Below are 19,769 nucleotides of genomic sequence, written 5' to 3' on the forward strand. Positions count from 1 at the left end.
GGTGCCGGCGGCGGCGGTGGTGGCGGGCGCGGCGGTGTTCAGGGCGGTGGTGTTCGCAGTCATGGTGTGTCCCCCCGTTGGTCGGGTGCGGGGCCGAGAGTGGCCCGGGGCACGGCGCATCCGCCCGATCCGGGCACGGCGGTGCCGTGGCGGGATGTGCGGCGGGTGAACCGTGGGGTCTCGCCCGAGCGGAGCGCCGGGCGTGCGGGCGGGTCGGCTGTGGACCCGGGGCGGGCGGCGCTGGACTGCGCTGCCGTCCCGCATGGGAAGGGCCGGGGTCCCGGGCCGTCGGAGAAGTCGGGGCCCTGGGTTCGGCATCGGTGGCTGGTCTGCGATTGACCGTCAGATCACGAACCGATCACGGATCACGCTAGCCAATGCGCAAGTAAATTGCGAGGGTGGCGCACGTAAAACCCGCAGATCAACCGGCGCGGAGTCGGGTTCCGGGGGCGGGGATCTCCTGCGTGCGCGGGGATCCGTGCCCTCTGTGGACTCCAAGGAAATCCACGCCTAAACCCAAGCTCCGGTCTGTTTCGCCGTGCTAGGGCAACGGTTCGTACAACAGCGGGGCGGGGGGTGTCATTCCGTCCTGAGCACATTTTTCCGGGCCCCGCCGGAAACCCCGCGGAGAGCGGGTTCCGGCACCGCGCACCGCGGACCACCGCGTGCCGCGCCCCGGCGATGCCACGGGTGGGCAAAGGGCCGCGGTCGGCACCGCCGCGGCACCGACCGCGACCGGCCCGCGGCAGAACGGACGCCGGGCCGGCCCTCGACGCCCCTACGGACCCGTCAGCACTCCGACACCGGGATTGGGCCGCCCCAATATCCGTTCAGGTTCGTTCGAGGAGGCGCCGCCGCGCGCCACCGCCCGCGGCCTCCTCGTCCGTCTGGGGACGCTGACCTGTACCGACAGCGCCATCGCGCATGAGGCGTCCAGCTCTGCGTCGGCACCCCTGGGTGCACCCGCACCGACGGCCCCAATTACGGACGTCCCGAGCCCCGGATCGGCCGGCGGGCCCGGAACCGCGCCGCCCCGCTCCCCGTTGCGCCGGTGACACCGCGCGCAGCCGGGCCCGTACACCGGGCGACCGGACAACGGGACGACGGGACGCACGGCGTCCCGCCGCGCGCACCCACCATGTCCCCCGGCGACGGGGACGGAAAGGACGGAATGGCCTTCAAACGCTTGCTGGCGGCCTTCGGAATCGGCGGCCCCACCATCGACACCGTGCTCGCGACCCCGCACACCTATCCCGGCTCATTCGTCGAGGGGCACATCGAGCTCGCCGGCGGCGACTCCGACGCCGACATCGAAGAGATCGCCCTCGCACTGGTCTCCCGCGTCGAGACCGAGTACGGCGGGGAGGAGGACGAGACCGCCACGGCTGAGTTCGCCCGCATCCCGGTGGCCGGGCCGTTCCGGCTGGCGGCCGGGGAGCGCCACTCCGTTCCCTTCCGCTACCAGGTCCCCTGGCAGGCCCCGATCACCGAGGCCGGCGGCGGCACGCTCCCCGGCGCCGTGCTGGGCCTGCGCACCGACGTCGTGCTGGCCGGCTCGGCCGACAAGGGCGACCTCGACCGGATCCACGTGCACGCCCTCCCCAGCCAGGACCGCATCTTGGAGGCGTTCGCCCGTCTCGGATTCGCGCTCAAGAGCACCAGCGTCGAGACCGGCCACGTGCCGGGCGCGGCCCAGGAGTTCCCGTTCGTGCAGGAGATCGACTTCCACCCCGCCGAGCGCTACGCCCACGAGGTGGGCGAGGTCGAGGCCGGGTTCGTCCCCGACCCGCACGGACTGATCGTCGTCATCGGCATCGACCGGCACGACGGCCTGTTCACCGAAGGCGCCGAGAGCCACGGCGGCTTCCGCGTCGAGCACGCCGACGCCGACCGCTACGACTGGGCGGCCCGGCTCAACGAGTGGATCGAGCGCACGCTGGCACAGCACCGCGGCTACGGCGGCGGGTACGGCTACGGCGATCAGGGCTACCACCACCAGGAGGACGAGGGCGGCGGCATGCTCGGCGCCATCGGCGGTGTCGCCCTCGGCGCCGCCGGCGGCCTGGCCGCCGGCTACCTCGCCTCCGAGGCCATCGACGCGTTCACCGACTCCGACGAGCAGGAGGAACCCGAGGAGGAGCCGGAGGAGGAAGAGGAGGAGTGACCTGCGGGCCCGCGCCGCACCTGCCGGCGCGGGCCCGCCCCGGCAGAGCGGGGCCGGTCACGCGGGCGCGACCGGTCAGGCGCTCCGGAGCGGTCAGGCGTGCGGCGGTTCGCCGGTCACCACGTGGTCGGCGTGGCTGAGCGCCTCCACGACCAGCCGGCGCAGGTGGCCGTCGCGCAACCGGTAGATGGCGTGCCGCGACCGCTTGCGCGACTCCACCAGCGAGGCCAGCCGCAGCTTGGCCAGATGCTGGGAGACCGCGGTGCGCGACACCCCGCACGCCTCGGTCAGCTGCGTGACGTCGGCCTCGCGGTGGGCGAGGATCCACAGCAGGTGCAGCCGGGTGGGGTCGGACAGCAGCTGGAACACGTTGGCGGCCACAGCGAGCTGTGCGGCGTCGGGCGGGTGCTCGTGCGAAGGATTCGCAGGTGCCGTTGCATCGCCGGGGTGCATGCCCGCAGTCTATGCGCCCTGTCGCGCCGGGAACGCCCGCCACGGGCCCGCCTCCGCCTCGGCGGAGACGGTGCCCGCCTCGATCAGGACGGGATCGGACCTATTCCGCGCCTACCGTCGCGACCGGCCCCCGTACCCGTACCGAAGGAGGCGCGCATGGCCGTCACGGCGATCCCAGAGGGCTACACCACCGTGACGCCGTGGATCATCTCGCGCGACACCGCCGCCGTCATCGACTACCCGAAGAACGCGTTCGACGCCGAAGAAGTGGCGCGCGTCACCGATGCCCGCGGGCGCGTCGGGCACGCCGAGGTCCGGATCGGCGACGCGATCGTGCTGCTCTTCGACGCCGACCCCGCATGGCCCCCGCTGCCGGCGTTCCTCCGCCTCTACGTCGAGGACGCCCGCACCGTCCACGGGCGACCGGAGGCTCCGGGCGGTGGATAGGCTTCGTGCCGGAAATCCGTGATGGAGGCTGAAATGTCGATCGATTCCGCACTGTCCGCACCCCCACGGCGCCTCATCAACGCCGCCGACGTGCGCGAGCGACACGGACGCGAACGCCTCGCGCTGCTCGCCGACGGGCTGCGCCGGGGCGACCCCGTCGCCGACGCGGTGATCGCCGAGTTCGCCGAGCACGGCGCCGCCGCGCGCACCGCCCTGAGCACCGGGCTGGCCGACGGCCTCGGCGCCGTCACCGATCCACCGCCCGCCGTGGCCGCGCTCTTGGGCGAAGCGGAGCGGTCGATCGCCGACGCCGACACCGGGCTGCTGGAACGCGGCGACGTCCCCAGCATCACCGTCGACCCGTTCTGGAGCCGGATCGGCTTCGCGCTGGCATCGCTCGTGCACACCTACAGCGCCCCCGGGATCGCGCGGGTCCTCATCGGCACCGGCAGACTCACCGACGGCGCCGCGCGCCGCCTCGGCGAGACCGGCCTGTGGCGGGCCAACGCCGTCGCCCCCGGCGGGCTCCTGTGCGGCGCCCCCGGCTACCGCGACTCCGTGCAGGTGCGGCTGCTGCACGCCCGGGTGCGCGCCCGCGCCCTCAGCCGCGGATGGGACACCGGCACGTGGGGCGTGCCCATCAACCAGGTCGACACCGCCCGCACGTGGCTGGACTTCACGGTCGTGCCGTTCCGCGCGCTGGAACGCGTGGGGATCCGGCTGAGCGGCGACGACGAACGCGACCTCTACCGCTATTGGCACCATGTCGCCGCCCTGATCGGCGTGGACCCCCGCTTCTACCGGGACGTCCACGACCACGCGTCGGCGGCCGCGCTCCTCGAGGCCGTCGACGCCACCAACGCCGGGCCCGACGACGCCGCGCGATCGCTGGTCCGCGCGCTGCTGGACGCGCTCGCCGGGCCGATGGAGGAGTCGCTGTCGCTGCCGCGCGCCACCGTCGACACCCTCCTCGCCGCGCTGACCCGGGTCATGCAGGGGGAGTCCGCCGCCGACGCGCTCGGGATCGAACGCGTGGACATCGCCCCGTTCCTTCCCCTCCTGGCCATGGGGAACGCCGGTGTGCGCCGCTGGCAGCGGGCGACGCCGGAGTCCTGGCGGATGGCGCTCGCGGAGCAGATCGAGTACCGGCGCACCGAGTTCGCCGCCCTTCCGGGCACCGAGTACCGCGACCATGTCGCGGGAACCGGGTGATCCGCCGCGAACACCGCAAAGGTGGCGATATCCCGTGATGGCGTGGTACCTCCTTGATCGGGAGGGTCCGGCCGGGGTCTCCCCCGGCGGGACCGTCCCCACGAGGTCCCCCATGAGAAGGGCTGCCCCTTGTTCGTCGACCTTCCCCTCGACCGGCTCCGCGAGTTCCGCTCGGAAGGCGTTTGCCCACCGGGCTTCGAGGACTTCTGGACCACGACGCTGGCCGAGGCCCGCACCCACCCCCTGGACGTGCGCACACACCCGGCGGCGACCGGCCTGCGAACGCTGGACGTCCACGACGTCACCTTCGCCGGATTCGACGGCGCCCCGATCAAGGCGTGGCTGCGGCTGCCGCACGGGGCGGAGGCCCCACTGCCCGCTGTGGTGGAGTTCCCCGGCTACGGCAGCGGACGCGGTTCGGCGGTCGACGGCCTGTTCTGGGCGAGCGCGGGCTTCGCCCACCTCACGATGGACGTGCGCGGCCAGGGCGGCGCGGGACGGCCGGGCGACACCGCCGACCCCGTCGGAAGCGCGTCGTCCCACCCCGGATTCATGACGCGCGGCATCGAGGACCCCGGCACCTACTACTACCGGCGGGTGATCACCGATGCCGTGCGCGCGGTCGAGGCCGCGCGGGCGCTGGACGCGGTCGATCCGGCACGCGTGGCGGTCCTGGGCCGGTCGCAGGGCGGCGCGCTGGCGCTGGCGGCCGGGACGCTCGTCGGCGACGTCGCCGGGATCGTCTCCCTCGTTCCGTTCCTGTGCGACATCGCGCGGGCCGTCACCATCACCGACGCCACGCCCTACGCCGAGATCCCCCGTTATCTGCGGGTGCACCGCCTGAAGGCGCCCGCGGCCCTGCGCACCCTCGCCCACATCGACGGCGTGCACTTCGCCGCGCGCGCCCGGGTCCCGGCGCTGTTCACGACCGCCCTGATGGACGCGACCTGCCCGCCCTCGACGGTCTTCGCCGCGCGCAACGCCTACGGCGCCGACCGCGACATGGTCGTGTGGCCCTACAACGGCCACGAGGGCGGCGACACCGAGGACCAGCGGGCGGCCCTGGACTTCCTGTCCCCGCTGCTGGACGGCCGCCCGGTCACCGCGAGCGGCGCGCTCACGGTCCACGGCGGGTGAGCCGGCGGGCCGGTGGCGGCCGGCCCCGCTGTAGTGGCGGTGTCCGGCCGGACACCGCCGGCGCCACCTTTACAAAGTAGATTTTACGTACCCGATGTCCGCGAATCGCCGAATAGCCGGGCGGCATGGGACGGCTTTCGTGCACTCCCATTCGCGGGAGCACGCGAACCGCCTGACAGAGGGCCCTGCGAGCGACAAGTATGGGGCCCATGGACGACCGCGACGAGCCCTCTGCGCACCGCAGACCGCGCATCCCCGACACCCGCGCCGCCCGACACCGGAGCACCCGGACCGATCTGCGCATGCTCTTCCCCCTCTACCAGCCCGCCCAGGAGGTCGGCGACCGGTGGCTCACCCGCGCCTACGCCGGCCCGAGCCCGCAGGAGGGCCGCGACGCGCTGGCCCACCACTTCCTCAAGCAGACCCACGAGCTCGAACCCGACCCCGGACGCAAGCGCGACTTCGCCGACGCGGCCAACCTCCTGGACTGGGAGCGCCACGACGAACTCCTGGTCCTCGGGCACCGCTACCGGGTGGTGCGCATCGAGCGCTACGTCCGCTTCACCAGGGACGAGCCCGACTGGCCCCGAGCCACCGACCCGCCTCCCCTGACCTGCGACCCGCCGCCGGGTGAATCGGAGCGCAGCGCCCGCCAGTACGGCATCGACCTCACCAGCGATGCCGAGACCGATGCGGACGCGGCGGCGCTCAAGGCCGAGCTGAGCGAGCTGGTCCCGGCCGGCGGCCCGATCCCGCGGGAGGTCACCGAGGACGCCCTGGTCCGGCACATGGCCTACCCCGACGTCATCATCCTGCCGCCCGACTTCCAACTGCTGATGCGCCGCGGCGGCGCACGCGCCTGGCGCCCCTTCGGCTCCAACTGCACCACCCCCGATGAGGCGCGCGAGGACCTGCGCCTGCACCTCGCCCACCGGAGCCGCAGCGACGAGGAGTGGAACGCCGGCACCACGACCGAGGAGCGCGCCGCCTATGGCGCGGCGCTCGCCTCCTGTGAGGCGGAGGGCCTCGTCGACGCGGTGTCGGTGCTGAACCGGCACTACCGGGTCGCCCGGGTGATCAGGGTCGCGCGCGTCGGCTTCGACGGCCCCGAGACGCCCCGCGACAGCGACCACGACCCCTATCCGCCCCCGGCGGCCCAGCACCTCGAAGCCCACGAACAGGGCCTCCTCGACGAGGACGACGAGGGCCCGCCCGACCCCCCGGGCGACGAGACCAGGAAGTTCCTCCTCGGCCCGGGATAGCCGCATCGGTCCCCCGCCGGGGCGCCCGCACCGGCGTCCCGGCCCCGCACCCCGCACGCACACCGCCGTCCGGCACGCCGGCACCGACGAAAGGGGCGGTGCGCGTCCCCCCGGAGGAGGAGGCGGCGCGGACCCCCGCCCCCGTAGCGTGGCCGCGCACCGTCGGCGACCGTCGGCGCGGCGACCAGAGGGGCCCGATGCACGCACTGCTCGCCCGCCTCGACCGGCTGCACGCCTCGGTCCGCGGCATCCGGGCCCTGCACTACTTCACCTGGACGGTCCGCGTCCTGCCGGCCCTGGGGGTTCATCCCCTCGGGGCTCACCAAGGTCCTCGATACGCCCTTCACCCGGATGGACCCCTCCTCCGGCGACGCCGCCCGCCTCTTCGACGCCCTGCACCATTCCGGGTTCCTCTACGAGTTCATCGGGATCTGCCAGATGGGTGCGGCGTTCCTGCTCCTGGTGCCGCCCACCGCCCTCCTGGGCGCCTGCGTCTACCTGCCGATCATCGCCGGCATCGAGGTCATCACCACGACCATGGACTTCCGGGGCACATGGGTGATCACCAGCCTGATGCTGCTGGGCTGCGTCCCCCTGCTCTGCCGGGACTACCACCGCATCAAGTACATCGTCGTGCCGGCGGCCCCGCCCGCGTCGCTTGATCCCGCTCGCACCGGCGGCTAATTTAGCTATAAATGATCGACACTCCGCAGCGCACTCCGCCCCTCTGCCAGCGCGAATCCCGCCCCGCCGCACCCGGAGGCGCCGGATGAGCCACGACGACCAGGCCGTCCGCCTGCCCCTGCCCGCCCGCGGCCCCCTGGACGCGCCGGACGCGTGGAAGCGGCTGCGCGAGCGGTGTCCCGTGGCCACCGTCGAGCTCCCCAGCGGCGATTCGGGCGCGCTCCTCACCCGCTACGACGACGTCAAGGCCCTCCTGTCCGACCCCCGCTTCGCCCACCCGACGGCCGAGGACGCGAGCGCCCGGCTCGCACCCGAGGAAGCCGGCGGGTCATCAGCCGATGGCACCCTGTCGCTGGGCCTGCCCCTGACGGGAGAGGCCCACCTCCGCTGGCGGCGCCGGGTCGTCCGGTACTTCACCGCCAAGCGCATGACCGAGCTGCGCCCCGTCATCGTGGACATCACCGAGTCCCTCGTCGGCGGCATGGTCGCGAGCGGACGGCCCGCCGACCTCAAGGCCGCGCTCGCGTTCCCGCTCCCGGTCCATGTGATCTGCGACCTCCTCGGCGCTCCGCCCGACGAGCGGGACCGCTTCTCCCACTGGTCCGACGCGTTCCTGAACGTCACCCGCTTCTCCAGGCGGCAGACCGCGGCGGCACACGGCGAGTTCGCGGCGTACATGTCCGGGCTCATCGCCGCCAAGCGCGCCGACCCGGGCGAGGACGTGCTCAGCATGCTGATCACGCAGAGCCGGGCGGAGGCCGACGGGCTGTCCGATGACGAACTGCGCGGCATCGGCATGGCGCTGCTGGTCGCCGGGCACGAGACCACGGCGAACATGATCGGCAAGATGGTCGCGATGCTCTTGGCCGACCGCACCCGCTGGGAGCGCCTGCTGGCCGATCCGTCCCTGGTGCGCCGGGCGGTAGACGAAGTGCTGCGCTTCGACGCCAACCTCGGCGGCTTCGGCATCCGGCGCTACATCGGCGAGGACGTGCGCATCGGCGGGGAGACGCTGCCGGGCGGCACCACCGTCTTCTGCGGCCTGTCCTCCGCCAACCGCGACGAACAGGTCTTCGCCGACCCCGACCGCCTGGACCTGGACCGCAGCCCCAACCCCCACCTGGCCTTCGGCGCCGGGCCGCATGCGTGCCTGGGGCAGTCCCTGGCCCGCATCGAGCTCCAGGTCGTCCTGGAGGTCCTGCTGCGCACCCTGCCGGACCTCGACCTGGCGGTGCCGGTCCACGAGCTGCGACAGATCCGCGGGCTGGAGGTCGGCGGCCTGAGCGAGGTGCCGGTGCGGTGGTGACGCGGTGACCCGCCTCGCGGGCGCTTGCGCACCGGCCGGGCGGCGGGTGCGCGCCCGCCCGAAGGCCGACGAGCCGGCTAGTACTCGAAGACGGTCAGCCATTCGGCCTGCCGCGGCAGGTAGCCGTGGCGGGCCGCCATCGCCGTGACGACCGCGGGCATGTGGGCGGCGCCGTAGACCACGGCGACGTCGATCGGCTCGTGGCCGTGCTCCGCGTGGAGCGCCGACAGGGCCTCGACCAGCAACGCCTCCCGTCGCGTGCGCACCAGCGCGTGCAGCTCCGGGAGGCGCTCCGCCGCCTCTTCGGCGGCGGTCGGCGGATCGTGGTCGAGGGCGAGCAGGTCGCCGACGTGTGCGCGGCTGCCCGCGAGGAGGCTGATGGCGGCGACGATGGGGACCAGCAGCGCCACCCACGCGCGCTCCCTCAGGGGGAGCCGCCGCCAGCCCTTCGTGAAATCCGGGCCGGTCATGTCCGGGCGGATGACCGGAACCGGCAGGGCGTCCACGTCGAGTTTCTGCACGATCAGCCCGAGCCTCCTGTTGTGCGGGGTGCACCGGTAGGCCATGGTCAGGAAGGAGACCGGGGTGGACTCCCCGCGGATGCCCTCGGCGACGACGATGTGGCAGTCGAGGAGGCGTGCTCCGACGTCCTGGTAGAAGGCGGGCTCGGCGACGTGCACCATCGGGAACAGCAGGATCCGCATGGGGGATCCGCGCCGCCGGAGCGGGATGACCGCCGATCGCAGCCCGACGATGCTCGATTCCAGGATCTGCATTCCCGCCTCCTTCGCACGGCAGGGAAGGGAACGCCAGATTACGAGCGTCGCGGGCATCGAAGGCTCCGCGTATCCCGGATCGTCGGCGACCACCGCCTCCACGCCCTTGTGCGCGCCCGTGCGGCGACCGGGCGGCCCCCGGATACGGCCGGATCAGGCCACCGCGGCCCTGCGCGAACCCCACCCGTCACCCGGCGACCCAGCGGGACCGGCCGCCCGGGCCCGGGCGGCCGCGCCCGGGGGACGTCCGCCGGGGTGGCGGGCCGCCGTCCGAAGCCGACTGCGGTTCGCCCGCCCGGCGCGCAGGGCGGGGTTCCGACCGCAGGGCCCGCGCGCGACGCCACCGTTCGGGGGCGGCCGTCCGAGGGTCGTCGGGGGATCCGTGGTCGATCGGTATCGGCGGGTCGGTGACGCCGGCCCCGGACCGGGGCCGGGACCGGCGCCCGCGGCCTGGGCTCGGGCGGGGACCGCCCCGCTCCCCAGCGTCGGACGACGGTCCCACGGCCCGCTGTGTCGCGGGTGATCTCGCGGTACCGCGCGGGCGCGGACGGTTGGCGCCCAGCTGGAGGGTAAGGAAGGGGAACCCATACCGAACGTGCAGGGGTGGAGGCCATGGACGCAGTCCGAACACTGTCGGTGCGGCGCGGCGGCGGGCCGCGGACCGCTCCCGTTCCCGCCGAGGAGTTCGACCCGGAGGGGCGCGGGGTGGTGGCCGTCGTCAACCCGCGCTCCGGTGACGGCCCTTCCGCGCTGGGCGGGCCGGGTATGGCCGAGCGGATCCGCGCCGGCCTGCCGCGCTCCGAGGTGGTGGAGTTCGGCACCGGCGACGACTTGGCCGCGCTCATGGACGACGCCGCCGGCCGCTGCCACGTCCTCGCCGTAGCGGGCGGTGACGGGACGGTCAACGCGGCGGCGCAGGCGGCGCTGCGCCATGACCGTCCGCTGCTGGTCATCCCGGGCGGCAGCCTGGACAATTTCGCCTCCACCCTGGGGCTGGGGTCGGCGGAGGAGTCGGTGGCCGCCTACCGCACAGGGACGGTCGGGGCGGTGGACGTGGGCACGGCCGACGGCCGGCTCTTCCTCAACACCGCGTCCCTCGGCGCCTACCCCGCGGTGTTCGACCACCGCGAGCGGCTGCGCCGGCGCATGGGCCGGTGGTCCGCCTTCGCGGTCGCCGCCTGGTACGCGCTGCGCAGGGCCGAGCCCACCGATGTGGTCGTCAACGGCCGCCGGATGCCGATCCGGTGGGCGTTCGTGGGCAATGGGAAGCACCACACCCGTGCGCTGATCCCCAGCAAGCGGACACGGCTGGAGGACGGCCTGCTCGACATCCGGGTGCTCCGGGCGCACAAGCGGTACTCGCGCACGCGCGTGGTCCTGGACATGCTGCTCGGGCACTGGGGGCTGGGAACCGCTTACACGCAGTGGCGCGTGCCCGCGCTGACCGTGTCCTCCCCGCACGGGCGGCTGCGCTTGGCCTGCGACGGGGAGACCTTCGACGCCGGCCCTGAGGTCACCTTCGCCAAGATCGCGCAGCGGCTGCGCGTCTTCCACGCTCCCCCGCGCCCGCGGCGGGGCCGCGGTCACGGCGCGCGCTGACACCGCGGCGCGCCGGACGGTCGACAACGGCACGCGGACGGTTCGCCACCGCCGCCCCTCCCGGACACCCCCACGGCTCCGTTCCCCGGCCCGGCCAAAGCGCCCCCGCACCACCGGACGAAGGGGCCGCCTCCGTTACCAGGTCCGGCCGCGCCGCACAGGAACCAGGGCGACCGCATGGATGGGACCGCCCTCGGTCGGCTGAGCGTGCCGGGACCGCGCCGGCCGGCGGCCCGGCCCGCCGGGACGGATCGAGCCGGATCGAGAGAGCTCGGTCCGCGGCGGTACGCCGCCGCCGGGGTTGACACCGATCACCGCGATCGCGGGGTTGGGATCGCGGCGATCGCGGTGATCCCAACCCCGCGATCGGCGCTGCCCACCCCGGGAACGGCGCCCGCCCGGGATCACGGACCCGGTCCCTTCCACCGCCCCACCGGTACCCCGGCCGGGCCGCGCCCACGGCCGCGCCGGCCTCCGTGGGCGGCCGCTGAGGGCACGGCGGGCAGGCGCGGCGACCGTTGGCCGTGCCCCGCTCCTGCGTACGGGTGGTGTCCGGGGTGTTGTTCGGGCGGGGGAAAGGGGGTCGACCGGTGGCGTTGCTCCCGCGTTCATCGCATGGCGGAAACATCGCCGACCGAAACCCCGTTTGCCTGATTCATCCCTTTCATCCCCTTTCTCTAAGGACGTGTCCTCCCGTGGCCCGACCCTCCGTCCGCACCATCGCCGCCGTCGCCTCCGTCCCGGTCGCGGCCGCGCTGTTCTGGGGCATCTCCAGCGCGATCGCCGCCTCCCCCGGCTCGGCGCCCGCCGAGCCGGCCGACGGCTGCTTCGCGGCCGAGCCCGGCGGCTACACGCACCCCTTCGGGTACCCCCAGCCCGCACCGGGCGACGCCGCCGAGGAGGGGGTGGCCGCCGTCGTCGAGATCGCGCAGGGCGGCTTCACCAAGTACGAGATCGACGCCGATACCGGTCAGCTCGTCGCCGACCGCTTCCAGTCCATGCCCGTCACCTACCCGGCCAACTACGGCACCCTGCCGCGGACCCTCGCGGGCGACGGAGACCCGCTGGACGTCCTGGTGTTCAGCCGCGAGCCGCTGGTGCCCGGGGCCGTGGTGCGGATCCGGCCCGTCGGCACCCTGCGGATGGTCGACGGCGGCGAGCAGGACGACAAGGTCGTCGCGGTCCCCGTCGACGACGTCGACCCCACCTACGCCGGCATCGCCGACATCGGCGACCTCCCGGAGATCGAGCGGGACCGCATCGAGTCGTTCTTCCGCGTCTACAAGGACCTCCCCGATGGGCGCAAGGAGGTCGAGCTGGACGGGTTCGCCGACGCCGAAGAGACCCACGCGACCGTCGAGGCGGCGCTGACCGCCTACAGCGACAGCTGCTCCTGACCCGGGGCCGGTGGCCCCGGCCCTTGCGGGGCCACCGGCGCGCTCGTCCACGGCGGACGGCTGATCGAGTGCCCCCGCCCGGCCCCGCCACCCCCGCCGGACAGCGGCCGGCGAGCCGCCGGCCGCCGGTGCCCCCGGAGCTTGAGCCCTTGTCCGCGCGGGACGGCACCGGCGCCGCACCGGCCTGCTCGCGCGGCCGACCTCCCGGCCCGATCAGAACCCGGTCAGGCCGCGGTCCGCAGGTGCCGCCGCGCCCACTGCTCGAAGCCGGTGAGCGGGATGCCCAGGTCCCTGGCGTACTGCGGGCGGGCCGGCTGTCCGGCGACGTTGATCCAGTCGTGCGAGGCGCCCATCGCGGGCATTCCCGCGGCGAATGCGGCCTCCTCGGTCATGTCCGGCGCCGACAGCGGCGTGCCCAGAACACCGGAGAGGACATCGGCGATCTCCGCCATCGACAGGTAGTCGCTCGCCAGCTCCAGTTCGACCCCGTGGAACCGCTCCGGTGCGGCGACGGCCGCGGCGGCCGCGGCCCCGATGTCGTCCACCGCTGCGAGGGACAGCCGGGTGCCCGGCTTGACGACGCTCACCAGGCCCCCCTCGATACCCCGCGGGAAGAGGAAGGCCATGTCGGGGAGGAAGTTCTCCATGAAGAAGCCCGGCTTGAGGATCGTCCAGTGCGGGAAGCCGACCGCGCGGACCCGGTCCTGGATCGCGGCCTTGGCGCCGAGCGAGCGTTCCAGCCCGTCCCAGCGGCCGGCGACCCAGCCGGGGGTCTCGGTGTGCCCGCCGGCGCCGCTGACGGATGTGTGCACGAACTGCGGGACCCCGGCGGCCTTCGCGCCCTCCACGAGGTTGACGCCTTGGGCGACCTCTCCGTCGAAGTCGATGGCATCCCCGGACATGGCGGGCATCTGCACGGAGAAGACGGCGCGCGCCCCCTGAGCGGCCCGGACCACCGAGTCGCGGTCGTGGAGGTCGCCGGTGACCAGTTCCGCGCCGAGTGCCTCGACCGCCTCGGCGCGGGCGGAGGCGGGGTCGCGGACCAGGGCGCGGACGGCGACGCCCGCCGCGAGCAGGGCGCGTGCCGTGGCCCCGCCCTGTCTACCGGTGGCGCCGGTGACCAGGACGGGTGCGGAATCGGTGGGCATGATGCTCCTAGGGGGTGCGCTCGACATAAACGGCGGGGCCCGCCGCTTTTCTCACGGTACAATACGGCGGGGCCCGCCATTTAACAACACCGGAGGTGACGCCGTGCCCGCCCAACAGCGCGCGGACGCCCGGCGCAACTACGCGCGCATCCTCGCCGTGGCCGAGGAGGAGGTCGCCACCCAGGGCGCCGACGCGTCCCTGGAGCAGATCGCCCGCACAGCGGGGGTCGGATCCGCGACCGTCCGCCGGCACTTCCCCACGCGGCGCGCCCTGCTGGAGGCGGTCTCGCACAAGCGGATCGACGCCCTGTGCGCCCGCGCCCGCGAATTGGCGGGCCGCCCGGGCGACGGCCGCAGCGCACTGCTGGACTGGCTGAGTGAGGTCGTCGCCTATTGCGCCTCCATCCGGGGGCTGGCGGCCGCGCTGGCCTCCGACGGCGCCGGCCCCGACTCGCCGCACGACAACGGCTGCACCGCCGCGCTCGAAGAGGCGGGAGCCCCACTGCTCCACCGCGCGGTGCGGGACGGCGCGGTGGCGTCGGAGGTCACTTTCACCGATCTCATCACGCTGATCGTCGGCATCGCCCTGGCCACCGAGCACGAGCCCGATCCCGCGCCCCGGGCCGAGCGGTTGTTCCGGCTGACCGTGGCGGGCCTCAGTCCTCACGACTGACCGCGGCGCACGCCCTCGGCGGACCGCCCGGTCGTCGTGGGAGGAAGGCCGTGAGGGGACCGCCGGCGGTGCGACCGCCGGCTCCGTCAGTCCGGCAGGTCGCGCAGCGTCGCCGCCACACGGTCGCCGAACGCGTCGATCTCTTCGCACAGGTCGACGAACCGGGCGCTCTGCGCCAGCCAGCGCTGTTCATCGCCGGTCGCCCACGCCTCCCGCACCCGCCGGGCGCCGGCGATGAGCTTCACGAGGTAGTCGTACTGCGCTCCGCCGATCACGGAGTAGAGCCGGGTGCGGACCGGTCCGGGCAGTTCCGGGACCCTGTCGATCACCACGAGCAGGGTGACGATGCCGTCCATGGCCGCGTCGATGTGCTTGGGCGGCAGGGGGATGCCGATGGTCGCATCGGCGGCCCGGACCGCGTTGCCCAGGCGCCGGGTGCGGACGCCGAGCAGTCCGGTCGTGATGAGCGCCGCGGCCAGGAGGGCGGCCGGGAGCCAGGGCGCCAGCCAGGACCCGTCCGCGGCGGCCTCCCAGGCCGGCACCGCTCCGGCGGCAACGGCCACCGCGGCGGCGGCGACGGTGGCGCGGCGGTTGCGCCGGTGCGCGACCGACCGCCGGGCCGCGGCGAGCTGGGCGTCCCGGTCGTCGTCGCGGGGCCCCAGTTCCCGGGAGATCTCCTCGGCGAAGGGGAACAACCGGTGCTTACTGGCTTCGGGCGCCGCCCGGTATATCGGGTCAGGGGTGTTCGTCATGTCGGTCCTCCGCTCCCGCGGCCGGGCGTCGACCCCATGTCGAGGGTCGCGTGGAGACCGTCCGCCGTAGGTCGGTGATTCCGTTGTCCACGGGCGGTGGCGCCGCCGACGCATCCGCCGGCGCCGCCCGGGACCCGCCCGTCTTCGACGATGGTGGGGCGGAAGAGTGGTACCGGCCACCCCTTCTCCATGACGGTCAGGCGAACGGTAGGGGTGCGGGCCGCAGGACCCCGGGACCGGGATCGGGCACGCCGTTCTGACGGAGGCCGATACCCTCGTCGGGCCGCACGTGTACGGCGGCCGCACGGGCGACCGCGGACGTGCGCGGCCGCCGCACATGCGACCGCGGCGGCCCCGCCCCGTACACCGGCGCCGTCCGCGCGGTGGATCGTCAGGCCCGCGGGGCTCCCGGACGCCTGAACCGCCCCGTTCCGAACCGAAAGGCCACGCCGTGGAGATCTGGATCAACCCCGCCTGCTCCAAATGCCGCTCCGCGCTGTCCCTCCTCGACGCCGAGGGCGCCGACTACACGGTCCGGCGCTACCTGGACGAGCCGCCGACCGTCGGCGAGCTCGAGGATGTGCTGCGGCGCCTGGGGCTGGAGCCGTGGGACATCGCCCGCACCGGCGAGCGCGTGGCGGGCGAACTCGGAATGGACGCGTGGCCGCGGGACGACAGCCGGCGCGCCCAGTGGCTCGAAGCCCTGGCGGCCCATCCGATTCTGATCCAGCGGCCGATCATCACCGCGGACGACGGCACCACCGTGGTGGGACGCACCCCCGACGCGGTCCGCTCCGTCCTGCCGTAGCGGGCCCGGCCCTTCGTCCCGCAGGTCCCCGGATACGCGGGATTGAACAATCGTTTAATATCATGAACATGCGTTCAATCGGCGACGATCGAAACACCCGGGCGATCATCCGCGACGAGGCGTTACGGCTGTTCGCGGCGGACGGCCCGGACGCGGTGCCGGTTCGCCGGATCGCCTCCGCGGCGGGCGTATCTCCCGGGCTGGTCATCCACCACTTCGGGTCGAAGAACGGGCTGCGCGACGCCGTCGACGAACACGTGCTGCACACACTCGAGGCCATGCTCGGCGAACTTGCGGGACGACCCCCCTCCGGGCGCGGCCCCGAGTCCGCCCTTCCGGCCGAGGCGCTGCTGCGACACATGAGGCCCGATTCGCCGATCCCCCTCTACCTGCGCCGCCTGTTGCAGAGCCACGGTGACGCGGGGCGGCGCGTCTTCCGACGGCTATTCGAGATGAGCACGGAAACCCTCCAGGCCATGGTCGCGGCGGGGGTGGCGGAACCCGGAGCGGACGCACCGGTGCGCGCGGCATTCTTGCTGGTCAACGACCTGTCCGTACTGCTCCTGCGGGACCACCTCACCGACGTGCTCGGCGTCGACCCGCTGTCGGTGGAGGGCATGTCGCGGTGGACCTCGGAAACCCTCGCCGTGTACGACGCGGGGCTGCGCGGCGGCCACGTCCAGCCGGACGGGGGGACCGCGTCATGACGGCGTCATCCGCCCCGCGGCCGAGCTGGTTCTTCGGGACCGGGGCCACTGCCGCAGAGCGCGCGCTGGCCTGCCTGGCGGGCCTGCTCGGTGCCGCGGTCCTGGGCTGGACCACCTGGGACCTGGGATGGCCGTGGTGGAAGTACCTGGTGGGCGCGGTCGTCGTGTTCGACCTCGCCGGGGTGATGATCGCCCCATCGGTGCCGAGCCCCGAGGGCTTCGCCTGGTTGCCCGCGGTACTGCTGCTCAAGCTCGTCCTCGCCCACGCCGTTCCGGAGGAACCGTACCCTCAGGGCTCCGCGCGTGCGGAGTCCGCCGCCCCCACCGGGATCGGCCGACGTCGCGACGCGTGAACCCCCTGCCCGGGAACGGGGGGTCACACGCGTGGCAGCGGGGCCCATCGGAGCGGAGACCCCGGCGCCGGCGCCGCCGTGGTCCGCCTCACAGTGACCGGATCTTGAGTGTGCCGCAGCGGCACGGTGTTTCCTCGGCCATTCAATCCCCGTCTTGGGGACACGCGAGCGAATCACTGAGGGGAACCATGGACGTTCTCACCGACGGGAACGGCACGACGGCCTCGGCCGCGCCGCGGCGCCGAGGTGTGGTGTGAACTCCGACTCCGGCGCGGCGGATGGCAGGCGCCTGCGTCCGTTCCGGCGCCACGAAGTACTCCACCGCACGCTCTACACGATCGAGCACCGCGGCCCGGACGGCGGCCGGGTCCGCTACACGGTCGACGTCGACGTGAGCCGGGACGAGGGGGCCGCCGAGTTGTACGCCGACGGGCTGCGGCAGGCGAAGGGCGACCCGCCGGTCTCCTTCCCCGTCCCCGGCGGCGTGATCGACGTCGATATCTCCCTGTACGGGATCCGGCGGATGCACCTGGTCCTCGACGACGGCTCGGAGAGGCGCCTCGGGCCCGTGTCCGGCAGCCTGGAGGACCTGCGCGGCCGACTGCACCGCCGCCGTCCCCGGCTGAGCCGGGCGATCGGGTGGCTGGCGATCGGCATCCTCGTCGTCAACCTCGTCCTGGCCGTTCCCCAGGCGCTCGAAATGGTCACCGGGATCCCGAAGATCGCCGCCCTCACCGGATCGTTCACCTCGCCGGTCGACCTGCCCACATGGCTGAACTTCACCCTGCTCCTCTCCGGCGCCCTCGCCGGCGTGGAGAGGGTCCTCACCTTGCGGAGCAACCGCGTGCTCGACGTCGAGACGCTCTGGACGGGCTTCTGATCGGACGCCGCCCGGCGGCGTCCGCCCCGCCCCGCCGCGACACCGAGTTCGCCGGCGAACTCTTCCTCATCGGCACGGGGGTCACACACGTCCGTGTCACACGGCGCCGGGCTGTCTCGTCTCAGGGGGAGTAGGCACCGACGACAGCCAAGGAGCACACCATGGACGCGCGACTGGACTACTCCGCCGACGCGACGGCGGGCAAGGCGTTCAAGTACCTCATGTCCGCCGGCCGGGCGATCAAGGAATCGCCGCTGCCGGCCACGACCCAGGAGCTGGTGTCGCTACGCGTGAGCCAGATCAACGGCTGCGCCGTCTGCATCGACATGCACACCAAGGAGGCCGCCGCGGCCGGGGAGACCTCCGTTCGGCTGAACCTGGTCGCGGCGTGGCGGGAGGCCACGGTCTTCACCGGGGCCGAGCGCGCCGCACTCGAGCTGGCGGAGGAGGGAACCCGGGTCGCGGACGCCGCCGGCGGGGTGGGCGACGACGTGTGGGCGCGCGCCGCCGAGCACTACGCCGGCGAACAGCTCACCGCCCTCGTCATGCTGGTGTCCTTCATGAACACGGCCAACCGGCTGAACATCATCACCCGGCAGCCGGCGACCGGCGGCTACCAGCCCGGGCGGTTCCACTGAACGGCTTGCGCGAACGGCCCGGGGCCCGGCCACGGGCCCGCGAGCGCCGCTCCGGCCGGCGGGGCCCCGGGGCCCCGCCGGCCCCCGGTCGATCATTGGAGGACGCCCGCGCCGACCGGCACGGCCGGGTGCGGGCTGCGAGGAAAGGGGATCCGGCGTGGGCGAGGTCGAGGAGTTCGAGGAGCTGCGGCCGCTGCTGTTCTCGATCGCCTACCGGATCCTGGGCAGCGTGGGTGAGGCCGAGGACGCGGTGCAGGAGACCTGGCTGCGCTTCGACGGCTCGCCGACCCGGCCGGTGTCGACCAAGGCGTTCCTGTCGGCCACGGTGACCCGGATCTCCATCGACGTGCTGCGATCCGCCCGCGTGCGGCGGGAGGAGTACACGGGCCCGTGGTTTCCCGAGCCGCTGCTGAGCGATCCGTACCAGGATCCGGCGCGGTCGGTGGAGCTGGCCGACTCGATCTCGGTGGCGGCGCTGCTGTTGCTGGAGCGGCTGAGTCCGCTGGAGCGCGCGGTGTTCGTGCTGCGCGAGGTGTTCGGGTTCGGGTTCGACGAGATCGCCGCCGCGGTGGACCGGTCGGAGGCGGCCTGCCGGCAGTTGCTGGTGCGGGCACGGCGGCACGTCGTGGCCGGGCGGCCGCGCTTCACGGCCGACCGCCGGCAACGGCGGGAGCTGGCGACCCGGTTCTTCGACGCGCTGAAGGACGGCGACGTGGGCGGCCTGCAGAACCTGCTGGCCGCCGATGTGCGGCTGGCCTCGGACGGCGGCGGCAAGGCCCCGCAGCTGGCCAAGGCCGTCGTGGGGGCGGTGAACGTCGCCCGGGTCCTGGGCCGGGTCGCGTCCCGGCTGGCCCGGATCGACGTGGCGTTCGAGCCGCGCGACGTCAACGGCCAGCCCGGCGCGATCTTCCGCGACCGGGACGGCAGGGTCCTGTACACCCTGGTCCTCGATGTGCGGGACGGGCGGATCCAGGCGGTCCGCACGGTGATCAACCCCGACAAGCTCGGCCACATCGGGCCGGTCGCCGATGCCTGGGCCGTCAACCGCGAGCTCCAGCAGTTCCGCCGGCGCCCGGACTGACCTCGCGGCCGACCTGTCCGCCGGCGGAGCTGCGACCTACAGCGGGACCGCCCGCCGGTACGCCCGTCCACCACCCCCGGAACCCGGCGGGCGCCCCCGGGGACGGGCGGGGCGGCGGCCCGGAAGGGCTCGGGCGGGCACGCGCCGGCGCGCCCCCTGTCCCCCGACCGCCTGCGCGTAGATGTCCTCGCCCTGCGCCATTCTTGAGAGCCCGTCCCCCCGGAGGCTCTTCAGTGCCGCCCACGCCCCCTTACACACCGATGATCACGCTCCTACGGTGCGTACGCCCGGC

20 protein-coding genes are annotated in these 19,769 nt (G+C 73.9%); 16 read left to right on the forward strand and 4 right to left on the reverse strand.

What is annotated here, in order from left to right:
* Nucleotides 1-1,171 precede the first annotated feature (1,171 nt).
* Nucleotides 1,172-2,164 carry a sporulation protein gene (locus ACFO4E_RS07295; RefSeq protein WP_378572276.1) on the forward strand — a complete coding sequence of 331 codons (993 nt, stop codon included), beginning with the start codon at nucleotides 1,172-1,174 and terminating at the stop codon, nucleotides 2,162-2,164.
* Between the two features lie 93 nt (nucleotides 2,165-2,257).
* Here the strand turns inward: ACFO4E_RS07295 and ACFO4E_RS07300 are convergent, their stop codons facing one another.
* Nucleotides 2,258-2,617: an ArsR/SmtB family transcription factor gene (locus tag ACFO4E_RS07300; protein WP_378572277.1), complete on the reverse strand. Its 360-nt coding sequence runs from the start codon at nucleotides 2,615-2,617 to the stop codon at nucleotides 2,258-2,260.
* A gap of 156 nt (nucleotides 2,618-2,773) precedes the next feature.
* Here ACFO4E_RS07300 and ACFO4E_RS07305 point away from each other — a divergent pair, with 156 nt between their 5' ends.
* The 6 genes from ACFO4E_RS07305 to ACFO4E_RS07330 all read left to right on the forward strand — a co-directional run bounded on the left by ACFO4E_RS07305 (nucleotide 2,774) and on the right by ACFO4E_RS07330 (nucleotide 8,665).
* Complete coding sequence (locus tag ACFO4E_RS07305; protein WP_378572278.1) at nucleotides 2,774-3,064, forward strand: VOC family protein; 291 nt, start codon at nucleotides 2,774-2,776, stop codon at nucleotides 3,062-3,064.
* Nucleotides 3,065-3,097: 33 nt separating this feature from the next.
* On the forward strand, nucleotides 3,098-4,276 hold the full coding sequence (locus ACFO4E_RS07310; protein ID WP_378572279.1) for an oxygenase MpaB family protein: 1,179 nt from the start codon (nucleotides 3,098-3,100) through the stop codon (nucleotides 4,274-4,276).
* A 129-nt stretch (nucleotides 4,277-4,405) separates the two neighbouring features.
* Nucleotides 4,406-5,413 (forward strand): acetylxylan esterase, encoded by a 1,008-nt coding sequence (locus tag ACFO4E_RS07315; protein ID WP_378572280.1) that lies wholly within the window; start codon nucleotides 4,406-4,408, stop codon nucleotides 5,411-5,413.
* 209 nt (nucleotides 5,414-5,622) lie between these two features.
* Nucleotides 5,623-6,675 (forward strand): DUF5954 family protein, encoded by a 1,053-nt coding sequence (locus ACFO4E_RS07320; protein WP_378572281.1) that lies wholly within the window; start codon nucleotides 5,623-5,625, stop codon nucleotides 6,673-6,675.
* Between the two features lie 351 nt (nucleotides 6,676-7,026).
* Nucleotides 7,027-7,359: a hypothetical protein gene (locus tag ACFO4E_RS07325; RefSeq protein WP_378572282.1), complete on the forward strand. Its 333-nt coding sequence runs from the start codon at nucleotides 7,027-7,029 to the stop codon at nucleotides 7,357-7,359.
* Between the two features lie 85 nt (nucleotides 7,360-7,444).
* Nucleotides 7,445-8,665, forward strand: coding sequence for a cytochrome P450 (locus ACFO4E_RS07330; protein ID WP_378572283.1), 1,221 nt, complete (start codon nucleotides 7,445-7,447; stop codon nucleotides 8,663-8,665).
* 77 nt (nucleotides 8,666-8,742) lie between these two features.
* Here the strand turns inward: ACFO4E_RS07330 and ACFO4E_RS07335 are convergent, their stop codons facing one another.
* Complete coding sequence (locus ACFO4E_RS07335; RefSeq protein WP_378572284.1) at nucleotides 8,743-9,441, reverse strand: hypothetical protein; 699 nt, start codon at nucleotides 9,439-9,441, stop codon at nucleotides 8,743-8,745.
* A 612-nt stretch (nucleotides 9,442-10,053) separates the two neighbouring features.
* On the opposite strand from ACFO4E_RS07335, the gene ACFO4E_RS07340 reads away from it, so the two are divergent.
* Both ACFO4E_RS07340 and ACFO4E_RS07345 read left to right on the forward strand, forming a co-directional pair.
* A complete protein-coding gene (locus ACFO4E_RS07340; protein ID WP_378572285.1) occupies nucleotides 10,054-11,040 on the forward strand; it encodes a diacylglycerol/lipid kinase family protein in 987 nt (328 codons plus the stop codon).
* 695 nt (nucleotides 11,041-11,735) lie between these two features.
* Nucleotides 11,736-12,437: an inorganic diphosphatase gene (locus ACFO4E_RS07345; RefSeq protein WP_378572286.1), complete on the forward strand. Its 702-nt coding sequence runs from the start codon at nucleotides 11,736-11,738 to the stop codon at nucleotides 12,435-12,437.
* A 224-nt stretch (nucleotides 12,438-12,661) separates the two neighbouring features.
* Here ACFO4E_RS07345 and ACFO4E_RS07350 read toward each other — a convergent pair whose 3' ends face one another.
* The gene (locus ACFO4E_RS07350) at nucleotides 12,662-13,585 is read right to left on the reverse strand and encodes an NmrA family NAD(P)-binding protein (protein WP_378572287.1); all 924 of its coding nucleotides are present in this window, start codon (nucleotides 13,583-13,585) and stop codon (nucleotides 12,662-12,664) included.
* Nucleotides 13,586-13,688: 103 nt separating this feature from the next.
* On the opposite strand from ACFO4E_RS07350, the gene ACFO4E_RS07355 reads away from it, so the two are divergent.
* Nucleotides 13,689-14,258, forward strand: a complete 570-nt coding sequence (locus ACFO4E_RS07355; protein WP_378572288.1) for a TetR/AcrR family transcriptional regulator — start codon at nucleotides 13,689-13,691, stop codon at nucleotides 14,256-14,258.
* Nucleotides 14,259-14,344: 86 nt separating this feature from the next.
* Here ACFO4E_RS07355 and ACFO4E_RS07360 read toward each other — a convergent pair whose 3' ends face one another.
* A complete protein-coding gene (locus ACFO4E_RS07360) occupies nucleotides 14,345-15,010 on the reverse strand; it encodes a hypothetical protein (protein WP_378572289.1) in 666 nt (221 codons plus the stop codon).
* Between the two features lie 451 nt (nucleotides 15,011-15,461).
* On the opposite strand from ACFO4E_RS07360, the gene ACFO4E_RS07365 reads away from it, so the two are divergent.
* The 6 genes from ACFO4E_RS07365 (at nucleotide 15,462) to ACFO4E_RS07390 (ending at nucleotide 19,477) form a co-directional block, all read left to right on the forward strand.
* Nucleotides 15,462-15,818, forward strand: a complete 357-nt coding sequence (locus ACFO4E_RS07365; protein ID WP_378572290.1) for an arsenate reductase family protein — start codon at nucleotides 15,462-15,464, stop codon at nucleotides 15,816-15,818.
* A 62-nt stretch (nucleotides 15,819-15,880) separates the two neighbouring features.
* The gene (locus tag ACFO4E_RS07370; RefSeq protein WP_378572291.1) at nucleotides 15,881-16,525 is read left to right on the forward strand and encodes a TetR/AcrR family transcriptional regulator; all 645 of its coding nucleotides are present in this window, start codon (nucleotides 15,881-15,883) and stop codon (nucleotides 16,523-16,525) included.
* Nucleotides 16,522-16,878 carry a hypothetical protein gene (locus tag ACFO4E_RS07375; RefSeq protein ID WP_378572292.1) on the forward strand — a complete coding sequence of 119 codons (357 nt, stop codon included), beginning with the start codon at nucleotides 16,522-16,524 and terminating at the stop codon, nucleotides 16,876-16,878. The genes ACFO4E_RS07370 and ACFO4E_RS07375 overlap by 4 nt, the downstream gene beginning before the upstream one ends.
* Before the next feature lie 253 nt (nucleotides 16,879-17,131).
* Nucleotides 17,132-17,758, forward strand: coding sequence for a hypothetical protein (locus tag ACFO4E_RS07380; protein ID WP_378572293.1), 627 nt, complete (start codon nucleotides 17,132-17,134; stop codon nucleotides 17,756-17,758).
* A 161-nt stretch (nucleotides 17,759-17,919) separates the two neighbouring features.
* Nucleotides 17,920-18,396: a carboxymuconolactone decarboxylase family protein gene (locus tag ACFO4E_RS07385; RefSeq protein WP_378572294.1), complete on the forward strand. Its 477-nt coding sequence runs from the start codon at nucleotides 17,920-17,922 to the stop codon at nucleotides 18,394-18,396.
* Between the two features lie 157 nt (nucleotides 18,397-18,553).
* Complete coding sequence (locus ACFO4E_RS07390; protein WP_378572295.1) at nucleotides 18,554-19,477, forward strand: RNA polymerase sigma-70 factor; 924 nt, start codon at nucleotides 18,554-18,556, stop codon at nucleotides 19,475-19,477.
* Nucleotides 19,478-19,769: the final 292 nt, after the last annotated feature.

Origin of the sequence: Nocardiopsis mangrovi, from assembly GCF_042653925.1 — a bacterium.
Taxonomy (GTDB): domain Bacteria; phylum Actinomycetota; class Actinomycetes; order Streptosporangiales; family Streptosporangiaceae; genus Nocardiopsis_B; species Nocardiopsis_B mangrovi.